Origin of the sequence: Paraburkholderia sp. SG-MS1 (assembly GCF_012275575.1) — a bacterium.
Taxonomy (GTDB): Bacteria; Pseudomonadota; Gammaproteobacteria; order Burkholderiales; family Burkholderiaceae; genus Paraburkholderia.
Genome location: NZ_NPIH01000200.1, coordinates 1 through 16,258, shown reverse-complemented (window position 1 = coordinate 16,258; position 16,258 = coordinate 1). Strand labels below are relative to the sequence as shown.

Here is a 16,258-nt window from a genome sequence, read left to right as displayed (position 1 = left end):
GCGCCAACATCATGGAAAAGCTCAACGTCAATACGGTCGCCGATCTGCTGCGACTGGCGCTGTCGAACAAGCCGCAACCCGCGCAATAAATCCGACGGGCGGCATTCCCCGCAAGAAGCCATCGCATTGCTCACGGCCGGACGGCAGAAGCGTCCGGCCCGCAGCGGTTCCACGCCTGCGCTACCCGCGCGCGGCACCCTTCCCGCGTTTGTTTTTCCCTCCCACCGCGCATCTGGCGCCCGGCGAAGCCGAAAGCCCGCTCGGGCCGCTCGCCGCCACGATGCCCAACGGCAGGCTGCCGACGCAGGCGTATCACGGCTATCACTACCGGATCCTCACCGCGCGAGGGCCGCATGCGAAAGGCGGTGCGCGAAACCATGTCGAGCATGGCGTGATGAGCGGAGGGTTTGGGCTGATCGCATCGCCCGCCGGGTATGGCCGGACCGGTGATAAGTTTCATCGTCAATCAGGATGGTCAGGTGTATCAGAAGAACCTCGAACCTCAGACGGCGCGTGCAGCAGCAGCGATCAAAGCGTTCGATCCGGACGAGAGCTGGCAGGCGGTGCAGCCGTAAAGCGTGGCCTTCCCGGCACGGAGCGATGGCCTGCCGGTTGCGCTGCGTGTGACGCGGATCCACGCGTGGCGCGTCAGACAGGCCCGGTATAATGTCGGACTTCACGGCCGCGCCTATCTCCGATTCGCGCCGCGCGCTTTTCACGTGCCGACCCGTTCCCGCTGAAAAGCGCCATCGCGCGGGGCGCCTTCAGGCGTCCGCGCCCTGCCCCGCTTTCCAAACTGCCTATCTCGACCCGACCATGACTGCCAAACTGATCGACGGCCTCGCCCTTTCCAAGACCCTGCGCGCCGACGTCGCCGCGCGCGCCGCCGCCCTCACCGTCCGCGGCCATCAGCCGGGACTCGCCGTCGTGCTGGTCGGCGACAATCCGGCCAGCGAAGTGTATGTGCGCAACAAGGTCAAGGCGTGCCAGGACAACGGCCTCGGCTCGTCGTTCGACCGCTATCCGGCCGACCTGCCGGAAGCGGATCTGCTCGCGCGCATCGACGAACTGAACCGCGATCCGCGCATCCACGGGATTCTGGTGCAACTGCCGCTGCCCAAACATATTGACAGCCACAAGGTGATCGAGGCGATCGCGCCGGAAAAGGACGTCGACGGCTTTCACGTCGCCAATGCTGGCGCTCTGATGACCGGCCAGCCGCTGTTTCGTCCGTGCACGCCCTACGGCGTGATGAAAATGTTCGACGCATACGGGATCGATCTGAAAGGCGCGAACGCGGTGGTGATCGGCCGCTCGAACATCGTCGGCAAGCCGATGGCGCTGCTGCTGCTCGAAGCCGGCGCGACCGTGACGATCTGCCATAGCAAGACACGCGATCTGGCCGCGCACACGCGCAACGCCGACGTGGTGGTCGCTGCCACCGGCTTGCGCAACATTCTGACCGCCGACATGGTGAAGCCAGGCGCGACGGTGATCGACGTCGGCATGAATCGCGACGACGCCGGCAAGCTGTGCGGCGACGTCGATTTCGCGGGCGTCAAGGAAGTCGCCGGCTACATCACGCCAGTGCCGGGCGGCGTCGGCCCGATGACCATCACGATGCTGCTCGTCAACACGATCGAAGCCGCCGAGCGCGAAGCCGACGCGAAGGCGTAACGGCGGCACGCGGAAAATGCCGGCCGGCACAGCACATTCGCCGGCAGAGAAAGTTTCTGCGAACCTTGGCGCCCGGCTTCGCGCACAGAAGCCCGGCGCAGGAAACAGCGGCATGCGCGCGCCGGCGGCGAGAAGTGCAAGGTGCGCAGCGCGCGGCCAGCGCCGCCTCAACGCATCGCCTGGTCCCCCGCAGCCATACCCGGCGCCGGCGACCTGTGCTGCGGCGCAAGCCGCGTGCGGCACCACGTCAGCACGGGCCGTTCCACAAAGTGCCACGACAGCGCCGCGCTCACGAGGATCAACGGCGCGGCAACCACCAGCGACATCACGTGGCTCAACTGCGGCGCGATATTCGCGACGCACTGCTGCACCATGAACCCGTACAGATAAATACCGTACGAGTAGTCGTGAGCCGGCACGAAGCGCCGCAGTATGGGCGTCGTTCCCACCCACAGCACGCCGTACACGAAGGCCAGATAGAACAGCGGCTGCGCCCCGGCCGTATCGCGAAAGACCAGAAACACCATCCCGAACCCCAGCGCCGTCAGACCGTTGATGTCGACCCGCTCGCGCCAGCCGTACAGCAGCATTCCCAGGATGAAGAACGGCTCCGGCCAGAACGAATAGCCGTTGGCAGGATGGCTGAAATCGCGCACGCCCAGCTGCAGGTGCGGCAGATGCACGCGCACCACGATCGCGGCGCCGCCGAGCACCGCCGCCAGCAGCACGCCGCGCGGGCTGGACAGCAGCCCCAGCATCCCGGTCACGAGCACGATCAGATAGCAGCGCACTTCGAGCGGCAGCGTCCACAACGTTGCGCAGATCTCGTGCGGCATGCGGTTGTGCTCGAACACGCCAGGCAACGTCCAGCGGGTCTTCAGGGCGATGGTGGAGAAGCTGTCGAGGTTCGCCCAGGTCATGCCGGAGGCGAAGTATTCGCGCAGCGGCAGCGTCGTGAAAAGCGGCCCGATGATGAACACCGTCACGACCGAGCCGAGCGCCACCGCCGGCCACAGCCGTGCGATGCGCAACGCGACGAAACGCGGGCCCGAGCGTTGCCGGTCGAAGCTGGCAGTCACCAGCATGCCGCTCAGCAAAAAAAAGGCGTAAACGCCGAACGCGCCGAAGCCATCGAAGCCGAGCGCGTTCTGCACCCAGTCGGTCGTGCCATCCGGCGCCTGGAGCAGATACGAATGGCCATATACGACGGCCACGGCGGCCAGCAGCCGCACGAGGTCGAAGTTGTTGCCGTTGCGCTTTAAAGCGTGCGAAAGCGGATTCATCGATACCTCGGACAGAAAACATCGCTCACTGCTGGCGACATGTCAGATTGCGGCAGAGCAGCAATGCGCACCGTTCGCTTTCGCACAGAAACGCTTTAGCCGCAGCAGGCGCCCCGAAGGCGCCGCGAGCGCGCGTGGCCGCCGTCATGTCACACGCCGCACGCCGCATGCGATTCCCCCACGGAGCCACGACATCTGATAATTTGTCTGCCGACGGATTGGAATCGGCGCGTCCCGCCCCAATAATGCTCATATCGGGTGCCACAGGCGACCGCGCGCGCCTCTCGTCGATGCACCGATTACCCTTCACCCGCGTCAGACAGGAAGCCTCATGTCCACTACTCCCTCGCATCACGACAATCCGCTCCTCGATTTTTCCGACCTGCCGCGCTTTGCCGACATCCGCCCCGAACACGTGACGCCCGCTCTCGATGTGCTGCTCGCCGACGCGGCCGCCGCCGTCGAGCGTGCCGCGCTGCCGCTCACGCCTGCGTCATGGGCCGACGTGGTCGAGCCGGTCGAACGCGCCACCGAACCGCTGTCGCGCGCGTGGAGCGTGGTCGGCCATCTGAACGCCGTCGCCGATACGCCTGAACTGCGCGCCGTGTACGGCGAAAATCTGCCGCGCGTCACTGAATTCTGGTCGAGCGTCGGACAGAACCTCGCGCTGTACGAGAAGTACAAGGCGCTGAACGCGAGCAGCGATTTCGCATCGCTGACCGGCGAGCGCAAGAAGATCCTCGGCAATGCGCTGCGCGATTTCCGTCTGTCTGGCGCCGAACTGCCGGAAGACCAGAAGCCGCACTTCGCCGAGCTGCAGGAAAAGCAGGCGGGGCTATCGAAAGCCTTCTCCGACCACGTGCTCGACGCGACCAATGCTTACGCGTACATCGTCGATGCGGGCGAGGAAGCGCAACTGGCCGGACTGCCCGAAGACGTGATCGAAGCCGCGAAGGAAGCGGCCGAACGCGAAGGCAAGACCGGCTACAAATTCACGCTGCACTTCCCGTCATATTTCCCGGTGATGCAGTACTCGGAAAATCGTGCGATGCGCGAAGCGATGTACCGCGCGTACGTGACGCGCGCATCCGAACTCGGTGCGCAATACGGCAACGGCAAGCCTGAGTGGGACAACACGTCGGTGCTCGCCGAACAGTTGAAGCTGCGCGCGGAAGAAGCGCATATGCTCGGCTACGACAACTTCGCCGAAGTCTCGCTTGCGCCGAAGATGGCCGAGTCGCCCGCGCAGGTCATGACGTTCCTCGAAGACCTCGCCACGCGCGCGCGCCCGCATGCGGAACAGGACTGGAAGGAGCTGCGCGAATTCGCCGCGAACGAACTGGGCATGAGCGATCTGCAACCGTGGGACATGACGTTTGCCGCTGAACGTCTGCGCCAGAAACGCTATTCGTTCTCCGAGAACGAGGTCAAACAGTACTTCCCCGAAGACGCGGTGTTCAAGGGTCTCTTCAAGGTCACGGAGACGCTGTTCGGCGTGCGCATCCGCCGCGACGAAGCGGCCGTGTGGCATCCGGACGTGCGCTTTTTCCGCGTCGAAAATCAGGACGGTGGCCTGGTCGCGCAGTTCTATCTCGACCTGTATGCCCGCGAAGGCAAACGCGGCGGCGCCTGGATGGACGATGCACGCGGCCGTCACAAGCACTCGCACGGCGGCGTGCAAACGCCGGTCGCGTATCTGACCTGCAATTTCTCGGCGCCGGTCGGCGGCAAGCCCGCCTGCTTCACGCACGACGAAGTCATCACGCTGTTCCACGAGTTCGGCCACGGACTGCATCACATGCTCACGCGCGTCGATGAACTGGGCGTCTCGGGGATCAACGGCGTGGAGTGGGACGCGGTCGAACTGCCGTCGCAATTCATGGAGAACTTCTGCTGGGAGTGGGACGTGCTCAGCGACATGACCTCGCACGTCGAAACGGCGAAGCCGCTGCCGCGCGATCTGTTCGACAAGATGCTGGCCGCGAAGAACTTCCAGAGCGGTCTGGGCACCCTGCGTCAGATCGTGTTCTCGATGTTCGACATGCAACTGCACACCGGCTTCGATGCGAGCGGCACGAAGAGCGCCACCGAACTCGCGAGCGAGATCAACGAACGCTTCCACGTCGTGCCGCAAGCACCGTTCTCGCGTTGGCCGAACACGTTCAGCCATATTTTCGCGGGCGGTTATGCGGCGGGGTACTACAGCTACAAGTGGGCTGAAGTGCTGTCCGCCGACGCGTACGCCGCGTTCGAAGAAGCGGCGCAAGCCGCGAGCGGCAGCGTGCTCGATCAGACGACCGGCATGCGCTATCGCAAGGAGATTCTGGAGGTGGGCGGCAGCCGTCCGGCGATGGAATCGTTCAAGGCGTTCCGTGGCCGCGAGCCGAATATCGATGCGTTGTTGCGCCATAACGGCATGGCGCCGGGCTCGGTGCATTGACCGGTTGAAGCATCGAGCGGCGTGTGGTCGAGCGCCGTCGATGTCATCAAACAAAGCCGGCGGCCTGCGTGAGCAGGCGCCGGCTTTTTCTTGCGCTAACGCCTGCGCGCACAAACCGCAGACTTACCGCGCCGCGCCAGCGGCTAGCCGCGATGCAGCTTGAAGTCTACCTGCGCCGGCCGCCCTTCGAGCGACAGCGCCGCCCGCGCGGCCGGCGCGCGGCTTACCACCTTGCCACGGCTCACCACCGCGAGCCGCGCGGCGCGCAGGCGAATCGCCTCGACCGGATCGCGCGCGTCGAGCAGCACGAGATTGGCCGCGCATCCCGGCGCGATGCCATAGCCTTCCAGACCGAGAATCCGCGCGGCATTCACCGTGACCGCGTCGAAGCACGCGCGCATGCCGTCGACGCCCGTCATCTGCGCGACGTGCAGGCCCATGTGCGCGACTTCGAGCATGTCGCCCGAACCGAGGCTATACCACGGGTCCATCACGCAGTCATGGCCGAACGCGACGTTGATGCCGGCCGCCATCATCTCCGGCACGCGCGTCATGCCGCGCCGTTTCGGATACGTGTCGCTGCGCCCCTGCAGCGTGATGTTGATGAGCGGATTCGCGATCGCCGCGACGCCCGACTCGCGCATCAGCGGCAGGAGCTTGCTGACGTAGTAGTTGTCCATCGAATGCATCGACGTCAGATGCGAACCGGTGACGCGCCCCTGCAAGCCGAGCCGCTGCGTTTCGGCCGCCAGCGTCTCGATGTGGCGCGACATGGGATCGTCCGATTCGTCGCAATGCATGTCGACGCGCAAGCCCTGCTCCGCCGCGTATTCGCACAGCAGGCGCACGGATTGCGCGCCGTCGGCCATCGTGCGCTCGAAATGCGGAATGCCGCCGACCACGTCCACGCCCATCGCGATCGCCCGCTTGAGATTCTCGAACGCGCCGGCGCTGCGCAGCACGCCGTCCTGTGGAAACGCCACCAGTTGCAGATCGAGATACGGCGCGACCCGGCGCTTCACTTCGAGCAGCGCCTCGACCGCGAGCAGGCGCGGATCGCACACGTCGACATGGCTGCGGATCGCCAGCAAGCCGCGTGCGACGGCCCAGTCGCAATACTGCAATGCGCGCTCGACAAGCGCCGCCTGCGTCAGTTCCGGCTTCAACTCGCCCCACAGCGCAATGCCCTCGAGCAGCGTGCCCGACGCGTTCACGCGCGGCAAGCCGTATGACAGCGTCGCGTCCATGTGGAAATGCGGATCGACGAACGGCGGCGCGACGAGCGAACCCGCTGCATCGATTTCTTCGCCTGCGTTCGCGGCGAGGTTCGCCTCGACGGCGACGATGCGGCCCGCATCGATGCCGATGTCGACCGGTTGTCCGTCCTGCGGCGCGGCGCCCGACGGCAGCATCGCGCGGCGGATGATCAGATCCATATGTCTCTCCCTTTGCCCGCTTCTGGGTGGTTACGATTCTATCGACGACAGAAAAGGTCGTGCGGTGTTTTATCCCGATGCCCCGCCCCGGCTTGCGTACCGGCGCGCGGCGCGCAATCCGTACCGGCTGCATGCATCGCCGCACGCCTATACTCGGCGTTCAGGACGGTGCATGCCGGGCGTTCCGGCAACCGTCACCCGTTCACGGAGCAGGCAGATGAAAATGATCGGCGTGATTGGTGGGATGAGCTGGGAGTCGTCCACCGAGTATTACAAACTCCTCAACCGTCATGCAAAGGCGCGGCTCGGCGGTCATCACAACGCCCGCAGTCTGATGCTGACGGTCGACTTCGCGCCGATCGAGGCGAACCAGCGCGCGGGCGACTGGAACGCGCTCGGTCAGCAGATGGCCGATGCCGCGCGCCAGCTCGAACGCGGCGGCGCCGATCTGGTGATGCTCGCGACCAACACGATGCATCGCGTGTACGGGTCGATCGAGCAGGCGATCACCGTGCCGTTCCTGCATATCGCCGATCCGACCGGCGAAGCGCTGCGGGCTGCCGGTATCGAACGGGTTGGCCTGCTCGGCACGCGCTATACGATGGAGCAGACGTTTTACACGGGCCGCCTGCGTGAGCGCTACGGCCTCGACACGCTCGTTCCCGATGAGGCCGGCCGGGCCGACGTGCACCGCATCATTTACGACGAGCTGTGTCACGGCAACGTGCAGGATGCGTCGCGAGCGGTGTATCAAGGTGTGATCCAATCACTGGCCGAGCGTGGCGCGCAGGCGGTGATTCTCGGCTGCACTGAAATCACGCTGCTGATCAAGCCGGAAGATTGCGCGCTGCCGGTGTTCGATACGACCGCGCTGCATGCGCAAGCGGCGGTGGAATGGGCGATTGATACCCATCAGCCGCGCGGCTGACGACGGGCGGAACGCTCGCGCTGCTTACTCATCTGCTTCGCCGGGATGATCGCAAGCCTCCCCGGCGTCGGGATTTCGTGGTAATCCAAAGCTGACTCGCGACAATGCGCCTTGTCGGAATGCGTGGTCACGGCGGTGATACGCGCGATGAAACTGACTGCACGACTCAATGCGTGGGGGCCCGCATAATCGTGTCTTCCGGATGCGTTCGATCCACCAACGCTTCGTCGGTGGACTCCCGTGCGTCAATGCTCGTATTCGTACGGTCGAGCGTCGCTCGAGCCTTGTTCATGTCAATCGCCCCTTCCCATCGGGCGACCACGATCGTCGCCACGCCGTTGCCGATCAGGTTCGTGACGGCACGCGCCTCGTTGAGGAAGCGGTCGACTCCCAGCAGCAGCACGAGCCCGGACACAGGGATCTTGTGCATTGAGGCCAGCGTCGCAGCCAGCGCGACGAAGCCGGCCCCCGCCACACCCGCAGATCCTTTGGACGTTAGCAGCAACACGCCGAGCAGCAGCAACTGGTCCCAAAGAGTGAGGTGGATATTCATCGCCTGCGCAATGAACATCGAAGCCATGGTCAGATAGATTGCCGTGCCATCGGCATTGAAGGTATAGCCCGTCGGCAACACCATGCCGACCACGGGCCGTGAACACCCCATCTTTTCCATTTTGATCAGCATTTGGGGGAGCACCGCTTCGGTGGACGCAGTGCCGAGCGTGATGAAAATTTCGCCCTTGATGTAGCGGAGATACTTCCACAGCGACAGCCCACTCATGCGCATTACCAGTCCAAGCACCACGACCACGAAGAAAATCGAAGTCAGATAGAGGCACAGCATCAACTGGCCGAATGACGCCAGCGTGCCGATGCCGTACTTCGCGATGGTAAATGCCATGCCGCCGAACGCGCCAATCGGCGCGACGTACATCACGATTCGCACGACGCCGAACATGCCCTGAAGGAACATGTCGAGCATGTCGACGAACGGCGCGGTTCGGGGACCCAGCCTGGCGAGTGCGATGGCGAGCAGCAGTGAAAAGAAGATGATTGGCAGGATATCCCCATTCGCGAACGCTCCGACAATGCTGTTCGGAACGATGCTCATGAAGAACTCGAGCATGCCGTGCTGCTGTGCTGCGTGCGTGTAGGCGGCAATCGCGGAACTGTCGATATGCGCGGGGTCGATGTTCATGCCGCTGCCCGGCTTGATCACGTTCACGATGATGAGGCCGACAGCAAGCGCAATCGTCGATGCTATTTCAAAGTAGATGACCGCCTTGACGCCGACGCGACCGGCCTCATGAAGATCATTCATGCGAGCGATACCGACGACCACGGAGGCGAAAATGATCGGAGCAAGCAGCATCCGGATCAGTTTGATGAACAGGTCGCCAAGTGGTTTGAGTTGGGACCCGATGTCAGGATAGAAATGGCCGACGAGGACGCCGACGACAATGCCGATCAGAACCTGTACATAGAGCCTGGAAAGATATTTTCCGATCTTTGAAACCCGCATGACTGTCTCCTATGCGTGGCATCTTTTAATGAAAGTCAGGCCGAGCATCCGCAGCGGGATCTGCCACTGCGGTGAGCACGGACCGATTTCGCCTGCGTTCCTTTTGTCTATTTTTGTGAACGCCGCGCCGACGCCTGAGCCGGCGCGCTTGCCGGTCGACGGCTTAGGCGGACAGCTTCTGCATCTCGGCAAACAGATCGGCTTTGCCTTCGAAGCCGATACCCGGCAGGTCGGGCATGGTGATGTAGCCGTTGTCTACCTTCACACCGTCGGGGAAGCCGCCGTACGGCTGGAACAGGTCGGGATAGGATTCGTTGCCACCAAGACCCAGGCCGGCCGCGATGTTCAACGACATCTGGTGGCCGCCGTGCGGAATGCAGCGGCTCGGTGACCAGCCGTGCTGATGCAGCATGTCGAGCGTACGCAGATACTCGACGAGGCCGTAGCTCAACGCGCAGTCGAACTGCAGCCAGTCCCGGTCCGCACGCATACCGCCGTAGCGAATCAGGTTGCGGGCATCCTGCATCGAGAACAGGTCCTCGCCGGTCGCCATCGGTTTGTCGTAGTAGTTGCGCAAGGTCGCCTGCAGTTCATAGTCGAGCGGATCGCCCGGCTCCTCGTACCAGAACAGGTCGTATTGCGAGAGCGCCTTCGCGTACCGGATCGCCGTGTCGAGATCGAAACGGCCATTGGCATCGACGGCCAGCTTCTGCCCGTCGCCGAGCACGCTCAGAACCGAGTCGATGCGGCGCAGGTCTTCGTCGAGCGAGGCCCCGCCGATCTTCTTTTTCACGACCGTGTAGCCACGGTCGATATAACTGCGCATTTCGTCTTTCAGCTTCCCGTGATCCTGGCCTGGGTAGTAGTAACCGCCCGCCGCGTACACGAAAATCCGACGGTCGGGTTGGCCGTTGCCATAGCGATCCGCCAGCAGTTGGAACAGTGGTTTGTCCTCGATCTTTGCCACGGCATCCCAGATCGCCATGTCGATCGTGCCGATCGCGACCGAGCGCTCGCCGTGACCGCCGGGCTTTTCGTTGGTGAACAGGGTCGCCCAGATCTTGTGCGGATCGAGGTTGTCGCCGGCATCGTTGACGAGCGTGGCGGGATCGGCTTCGAGGATGCGCGGAATGAAACGCTCGCGCATCAGCTTGCCCTGCCCGTAGCGGCCGTTGGAGTTGAAGCCATAACCGACGATAGGCCTTCCGTCGCGGATGACATCCGTCACTACGGCGACGAGACTCAGCGTCATCTTGCTGAAGTCGATATAGGCATTGCGGATCGGGGAGCTGATCGGAACGGTCTTTTCGCGGATTTCCACGATTCTCATGACGTGTCTCCTGAGTTTTAGGCACGCATTGCATGCGTCTGGCTGCGATGGAAACTAGCTTATCCGCGAATCGAAGCGCTAGAATTCGCTTGGATTCATTTCATTTTTTACTTCAGGTGAATAAGCAAAGTGGCAACCGACCCGGCATCCGATTTCGAGTTTTTTGTCCTCCTCGCCAAACTCAAAAGCCTGTCGGGAGCCGCACGTGCGCTCGATCTCACCCCGCCGGCCGCCACCAAACGGCTGGGGTTGATCGAGCAGAAACTGGGGGTGCGGCTCGTCAACCGGACGACGCGAAGCGTCAGTCTCACGCCGGAAGGCGAGACCTACCTGCGCTACGCGACGCAATTTGTCGGGCAGGTCCGGCAGATGGAAGACGAGATATCGGGCGCCAGGTCCGATCCTCACGGGCTGTTGCGGATCAATGCGACGCTCGGCTTCGGGCGCACGACCATCGCGCCGCTCGTGTCCGACTTCGCAAAGCGATTCCCGAATGTCGAAATCCAGTTCGAAGTGACCGACCGCCCCATCGATCTGGTCGAGGAGGCATTCGATATGGCGATCCGTTTCGGCGAGCTTCCCGATAGCCGGCTGAGCGCGAGGCGCATCATGAGCAATCGGCGTTTTCTTTGCGCCTCCCCGAAATACCTGGAGCGTTTCGGAACACCGGCGCGCGTCGAGGACCTCGCCCGCCACCGCTGCATCATTCATCGCCAGAACAATGATGCCTATGGCGTCTGGAGGTACATGCAGGGCGAGCACACCGAGGCGCTGAAAGTCAAAGGCGCGCTGTCGAGCAACGATGGCGACATCGTGCTGCGCTGGGCGCTCGACGGGCATGGGATCCTGATTCGTTCCGAATGGGATCTGGCGAAGTACGTTCAGAGCGGCAGGTTAAGGCTGGTCTTGCCAGACACGGAACTGCCGTCCGCCGATCTATTTGTCTACTATCCCAGCCAGCGCAACCAGACCGCGCGCGCGCGAGCATTCATCGATTTTCTGATCGATCATTTTCAGGCGCCGTTCATCCCGGTCGAAACTGGCGCGCTGATCTACGCACGAAAAAAGAAAGCGGGCCGCAAGCCATAAATCGTGCATCGCATACAGCATGAAGGTCTGCTAGAGATAGCATTTTTGTGCGGTCGCAATCTGAAACGTATTTCGGTATCCCTACGATGGATATCTCAGGCGGACCCGTCGTCAAAGGCCGTGTGCGGCTTTCGATACTGCCGCCGTGTTTGCCCGCCCACGTGACGGGACTCGTGAACGGGTCCTGTAACGACCGCCCCAACGGTGTGATCGAATATTTGACGGCCACCGGCGGCGACGCTATGACACGGCGATTGACGAGGCCATTTCGCTCCAGGGGTCGCAGAGCCTCGGTTAGCGCCCGGTGAGTGACGGGGTCAAGGCGTCGCTTTATCGCATTGAGCCGGGACGGCTTCGTGCACAACACGGTGAGGATCCAAACCGACCGGTTATCGCGGCTGCCCGAAGCAGTGGCCGCTACTGCGCGATTTCTGGCACCGGCCGACAGCAGCTTTGTCACCGGTGCGCAAATGTGTGTTGACGGGGGCATGACTGCCTGACGCAAGTCTCGCGGGGACGCCCTGCTTTTGCGCTTCGTTCGGGGCGGCATGTCCCGGCTTCTCGCGATCTTGGCGACGCGCGACAAGCGACTCAGCAAAGAGGCTGATAAAGGCACACTACGCGTGTGCTGTCGTTCGTGGCGAAGTCTGCAGGTAGCACGGAAAGAGAACGGCGCGAAGCCGTCAGAAGCCGCAAAACAAAAAGCCCGCTAGCGCGGGCTTTTGTCACAACGGATTTGCTAGATTTCTGATGGCTTGCGATCTACTGCCTAAGCACCTGAAATCTTGCAAAGCCTTTAATGCGTTGGTTGCGGGGACAGGATTTGAACCTGTGACCTTCGGGTTATGAGCCCGACGAGCTGCCAGACTGCTCCACCCCGCGTCAGAGAAAAAAGATTATATCTGGCTGTTCGCAATACGTCAAACCAATGTACGCATTATTGCTCGAACGATCGTATGCACAGCGGCACTCGTCATGAAACGCGTCAAAGATCCTGGACCGTCGCGCCTTCCACCTTGCCATCGATGATGTCCGCGCCATACTGACTCGCGCTGCGTTTGGCCACGCCGAAATCCGCGATCGTGGCGGGCAGCACGAGGCGAAATACACGGCTCGCTTTCGAGCCGCTGATCGCGCCCGGACGGCATACGCGCACCGCGACGTCGTAGCCCTCGGCGTGCCGCTTGTGGCCGTCGAATTTGTCGAACGCCCGCGAAAACACCAGCGGGTGCACTTCGAAGTCCTTATAAAGGGCGGGGTAAAGTTCGGCCATGATGAGTCTCCGACTCGCAATCGTGCGAAAGTGTGTGGTCCCACTATACGCCGCGACATCCCGGCATCGCGCTTTTATTTTTGCGGCGCCGCGCGGGGCAACTTTCGCGGGCCCCGCTCTCGCGCGATAAGATGCGGGACTACTGCAATCGCCTGCGCAATCAGGCGCGTCGTCAGGCGCACCATGAGTCGAATGGCCATCGGCCCCGCGACACGCGGCAAACCTGAGCGCTCGAGCAAACGAGGGGTCGAGGCCCCCACGAAACCGTGCCCGCAAGAATGTGAGAATGTCATGAAAATCGCCACCTGGAACGTCAACTCTCTTAAAGTCCGTCAGCAGCACGTGATCGACTGGCTCGAAACCAGCGGCACCGACGTGCTCTGTCTCCAGGAGCTCAAGCTGCCAGACGAAAAATTTCCGCGCGCCGAACTCACGGAAAAAGGCTACCGCAGCTGGTATGCCGGTCAGAAAACCTATAACGGTGTCGGCATTCTCGTGCGCGACGGGCTGGATGTCGACGAAAGCAGTATCGTGCGCAACATCCCGGGCTTCGAAGATCCGCAGCAACGCGTGATTGCGGCCACCATCGAAGGCGTGCGCATCATCTGCGCATACTTCCCGAACGGCCAGGCGCCGGGCACCGACAAGTTCGCGTACAAACTGCGCTGGCTCGCGGCGCTGCACGACTGGATCGCGAGCGAAATGGCGCTGCATCCGAAGCTCGCGCTGCTCGGCGATTACAACATCGCGCCGGAGGATCGCGACGTGCACGATCCGAAAGCATGGGAAGGCCAGAACCTGGTATCGCCGGAAGAACGCGCCGCGTTCGTGCGGCTGATCGAACTCGGCCTGCTCGATGCGTTCCGCCAGTTCGAACAGCCGGAGAAGATCTACTCATGGTGGGACTACCGGATGATGGCGTTCCGCCGCAATGCGGGGCTACGCATCGACCACATCCTCCTGTCGAAGCCGCTGGCCGACGTATGCTCGGCGTGCGACATCGACAAGGTGCCGCGCAAATGGGAACAGCCGTCCGATCACGCGCCGGTCTTCGCGCAGCTCGGCTGATCCGCCGATTCGATGCCTGGTGCGGCTGCGTCGCCAACGCCTCGCACCAGGCGCAGCGTGCGCGCCCTACACCGCCGCGTCGACCTGCGCAAAGCCGCCCAGCACGCTCCACAGGAATTCGAAGACCATCGCGTCATGCTCGGCCTGCTCCAGCTCATCGGAGCCCCCGTGCCCGCCTTCCGTGTTCTCCCGATACCAGACCCGGTCTGCGCCAGCCACGCCGAGCGCCTGCATGCGCGCGGCCATCTTGCGCGCGTGGCCGGGATGCACGCGATCGTCGGCAGTCGAGGTGGTGAACAGCACGGGCGGATACGCGACGCCCGCGGACACGCGGTGATACGGCGAGTAAGCGGCCAGCACGCGCGCTTCGTCGGGCTCGTCCGGATCGCCGTATTCGTCGATCCATGACGCGCCCGCATGCAGCAGGTGATAGCGGCTCATATCGAGCAAAGGCACTTCGCACACCACCGCGCCGAACAACTCGGGACGCTGCACCATGCACGCCGCCACCAGCAAACCGCCGTTGCTGCCGCCCTGAATGCCGAGCTGCGCCGCACTCGTCACGCCGGTGCCGATGAGCGCCTCGGCGACCGCGATGAAGTCGTCGAAGGCGCGCTGGCGCTGCTCGCCCTGCGCCGCTGTATGCCAGCGCGTGCCGAACTCGCCGCCGCCACGAATATGCGCGACTACGTACACGCCGCCGCGCTCCAGCCAGCCGATGCCCTGCCCGGTCAGATAGCTCGGCAGGAGCGGAATCGCGAAGCCGCCGTAGCCGCTCAACAAGCAGGGGCGCGCGCCATGCGACGGTTCGAACGATTGCGCAGCGCGCGGCCCGATCACCGTATACGGCACCCGCGTGCCATCCGCCGACACCGCATGCCCGCGCGTGACACCGAAGCGCGTCGCATCGAACTGGGTCGGCCAGCGGTCGATCAATTCCCACTCGCTGAGGTCGTCCCGCGCGAGGTCGGCCAGCCAGTACGCCGGCGGCTGCAGATAGTCATCGGTATCGACGAACACTTCGTCGTTGAGCGTCGGCTCGACAGGCGACACGTCGGGCTGGGCGTCGGCATGCGCTGGAAAGAAGCGCTGCTGCCAACGCCATGCGTGATGCTCGTCTTGCGACGGTGTCCACAGTAAGGTCTTGTTCTGCACGTCGTCGAGATACGACACGATCAGGTGATTACGCGTATGCGTCCATTCGCAGGCCGAGGTCAGCGGCGTCGGCATGAACAGCGGCAACACATCGCGCTCGCCGCGCAGAAACGCATCCTCGCGGATCGCGAGCAACGCGCCGCCAGGATAACGCCCACCGTCGGTATCCCAGTCGAGACGCGGCTCGAGCAGCAGCCAGCCTTGCCAGCCGCCCACCGCGACGTGCGCGGGCACGTCGTACTGACGCCACGCGTCGATAGCGCCATCAGCCCCCTCGGCGCCATCGAGGTAATACGTGTGCGAGTCGAAAAAATCGACGCTGCTCACCACCGTATGCCGCCGCTCCACCGGATCGTAGTGTGCCTCCACGCCAATATCGCGGAACCTGCCCCTGAACACCACCGGCGCATCGGTGAGCGCGGTGCCGCGTGTCCAGCGCCGCACGTCGCGCGGATAACCGGAGCGCGTCAGCGTCTTGCGACCGTTGTCCCAGCCGACGTACAGCGTGTCGCGATCGATCCACGACGCCGTGTGCTTGCCAGCCTTCGCGATCACGAAGCCGTCGTCGACGAAACGTTGCGCGTCGATGTCGAACTCGCGCACCACCTGCGCGTCCGATCCGCCCGGCGACATCGTGATCAGCGCGCGATCGCCGTCCGGATAAAGAATGTCGAGTTCGACGCATACCCATGGTGTACCTTCCGCGGCGCCGAGCGCGTCGAAGTCGAGCAGGTTCTGCCAGACCGGTGCACCGCTGCGCCACGCCGCCCACGTCGTGCGCCGCCAGATGCCCTTCGGATTGCGCTCGTCCTGCCACAGATCGTAGGCCCAGTCTTTCCAGCGATCGGGAATCACCGGACGTTCGCGCGGCAGATACGCGTCGGCGAGCCGCTGCCTGAGCAACTCGAACTGCGCGCCGCTGCACCACGCGGCGCGCGTGCGGATGTTCTGCTGTTCGACCCACGCGAGCGCAGCGGGGTCGTCGAGTGCTTCGAGCGACAGGAACGGATCGGGGGAAAGCGGCCAGGAGAAAGGAGCGGGAGAGTTCAGAGAAGCG

13 protein-coding genes, 1 tRNA gene and 2 pseudogenes are annotated in these 16,258 nt (G+C 63.4%); 8 read left to right on the top strand and 8 right to left on the bottom strand.

Annotated elements, in window-relative coordinates; genetic code table 11:
- The 3 genes and pseudogenes from CIC12_RS15535 to folD all read left to right on the top strand — a co-directional run.
- Window positions 1–89, top strand: a pseudogene (locus CIC12_RS15535) (DNA-binding response regulator); the annotation flags it as partial.
- 146 nt (window positions 90–235) lie between these two features.
- A pseudogene (locus CIC12_RS33150) lies at window positions 236–575 on the top strand (DUF2950 family protein); the annotation flags it as partial.
- Between the two features lie 241 nt (window positions 576–816).
- Entirely contained in the window at window positions 817–1,677 is an 861-nt protein-coding gene (folD, locus tag CIC12_RS15525; RefSeq protein ID WP_168664968.1) for a bifunctional methylenetetrahydrofolate dehydrogenase/methenyltetrahydrofolate cyclohydrolase FolD, read from the top strand.
- A 167-nt stretch (window positions 1,678–1,844) separates the two neighbouring features.
- Here folD and CIC12_RS15520 read toward each other — a convergent pair whose 3' ends face one another.
- Window positions 1,845–2,960 carry an acyltransferase family protein gene (locus tag CIC12_RS15520; RefSeq protein ID WP_168664967.1) on the bottom strand — a complete coding sequence of 372 codons (1,116 nt, stop codon included), beginning with the start codon at window positions 2,958–2,960 and terminating at the stop codon, window positions 1,845–1,847.
- A gap of 331 nt (window positions 2,961–3,291) precedes the next feature.
- On the opposite strand from CIC12_RS15520, the gene CIC12_RS15515 reads away from it, so the two are divergent.
- A complete protein-coding gene (locus CIC12_RS15515; RefSeq protein ID WP_168664966.1) occupies window positions 3,292–5,400 on the top strand; it encodes a M3 family metallopeptidase in 2,109 nt (702 codons plus the stop codon).
- Between the two features lie 143 nt (window positions 5,401–5,543).
- Here the strand turns inward: CIC12_RS15515 and CIC12_RS15510 are convergent, their stop codons facing one another.
- Complete coding sequence (locus CIC12_RS15510; protein WP_168664965.1) at window positions 5,544–6,836, bottom strand: amidohydrolase family protein; 1,293 nt, start codon at window positions 6,834–6,836, stop codon at window positions 5,544–5,546.
- A 217-nt stretch (window positions 6,837–7,053) separates the two neighbouring features.
- Here CIC12_RS15510 and CIC12_RS15505 point away from each other — a divergent pair, with 217 nt between their 5' ends.
- Window positions 7,054–7,764 carry an aspartate/glutamate racemase family protein gene (locus CIC12_RS15505; RefSeq protein ID WP_168664964.1) on the top strand — a complete coding sequence of 237 codons (711 nt, stop codon included), beginning with the start codon at window positions 7,054–7,056 and terminating at the stop codon, window positions 7,762–7,764.
- A gap of 166 nt (window positions 7,765–7,930) precedes the next feature.
- On the opposite strand, the gene dctA is transcribed toward CIC12_RS15505, so the two are convergent.
- Complete coding sequence (dctA, locus tag CIC12_RS15500) at window positions 7,931–9,286, bottom strand: C4-dicarboxylate transporter DctA (protein WP_168664963.1); 1,356 nt, start codon at window positions 9,284–9,286, stop codon at window positions 7,931–7,933.
- 163 nt (window positions 9,287–9,449) lie between these two features.
- A complete protein-coding gene (locus tag CIC12_RS15495; RefSeq protein ID WP_168664962.1) occupies window positions 9,450–10,616 on the bottom strand; it encodes a mandelate racemase/muconate lactonizing enzyme family protein in 1,167 nt (388 codons plus the stop codon).
- Between the two features lie 129 nt (window positions 10,617–10,745).
- Between CIC12_RS15495 and CIC12_RS15490 the strand changes: the two genes are divergently transcribed.
- Window positions 10,746–11,705, top strand: a complete 960-nt coding sequence (locus CIC12_RS15490; RefSeq protein WP_168664961.1) for a LysR substrate-binding domain-containing protein — start codon at window positions 10,746–10,748, stop codon at window positions 11,703–11,705.
- On the opposite strand, the gene CIC12_RS15485 is transcribed toward CIC12_RS15490, so the two are convergent.
- The gene (locus tag CIC12_RS15485) at window positions 11,641–12,081 is read right to left on the bottom strand and encodes a winged helix-turn-helix transcriptional regulator (protein WP_342030542.1); all 441 of its coding nucleotides are present in this window, start codon (window positions 12,079–12,081) and stop codon (window positions 11,641–11,643) included. The genes CIC12_RS15490 and CIC12_RS15485 overlap by 65 nt on opposite strands.
- On the opposite strand from CIC12_RS15485, the gene CIC12_RS33145 reads away from it, so the two are divergent.
- Window positions 12,014–12,205, top strand: coding sequence for an SDR family oxidoreductase (locus tag CIC12_RS33145; protein ID WP_342030541.1), 192 nt, complete (start codon window positions 12,014–12,016; stop codon window positions 12,203–12,205). The genes CIC12_RS15485 and CIC12_RS33145 overlap by 68 nt on opposite strands.
- Window positions 12,206–12,510: 305 nt before the next feature.
- Here CIC12_RS33145 and CIC12_RS15480 read toward each other — a convergent pair.
- Together CIC12_RS15480 and CIC12_RS15475 are read right to left on the bottom strand one after the other, a co-directional pair.
- Window positions 12,511–12,587 (bottom strand) — tRNA-Met (locus tag CIC12_RS15480).
- Window positions 12,588–12,690: 103 nt separating this feature from the next.
- A complete protein-coding gene (locus tag CIC12_RS15475; RefSeq protein WP_121317276.1) occupies window positions 12,691–12,978 on the bottom strand; it encodes a hypothetical protein in 288 nt (95 codons plus the stop codon).
- A gap of 291 nt (window positions 12,979–13,269) precedes the next feature.
- On the opposite strand from CIC12_RS15475, the gene xth reads away from it, so the two are divergent.
- Window positions 13,270–14,046: an exodeoxyribonuclease III gene (gene xth / locus CIC12_RS15470; protein ID WP_168664959.1), complete on the top strand. Its 777-nt coding sequence runs from the start codon at window positions 13,270–13,272 to the stop codon at window positions 14,044–14,046.
- A gap of 66 nt (window positions 14,047–14,112) precedes the next feature.
- On the opposite strand, the gene CIC12_RS15465 is transcribed toward xth, so the two are convergent.
- Window positions 14,113–16,258: prolyl oligopeptidase family serine peptidase (locus tag CIC12_RS15465; RefSeq protein WP_238812642.1), on the bottom strand; the 2,146-nt coding region annotated here is incomplete at its 5' end.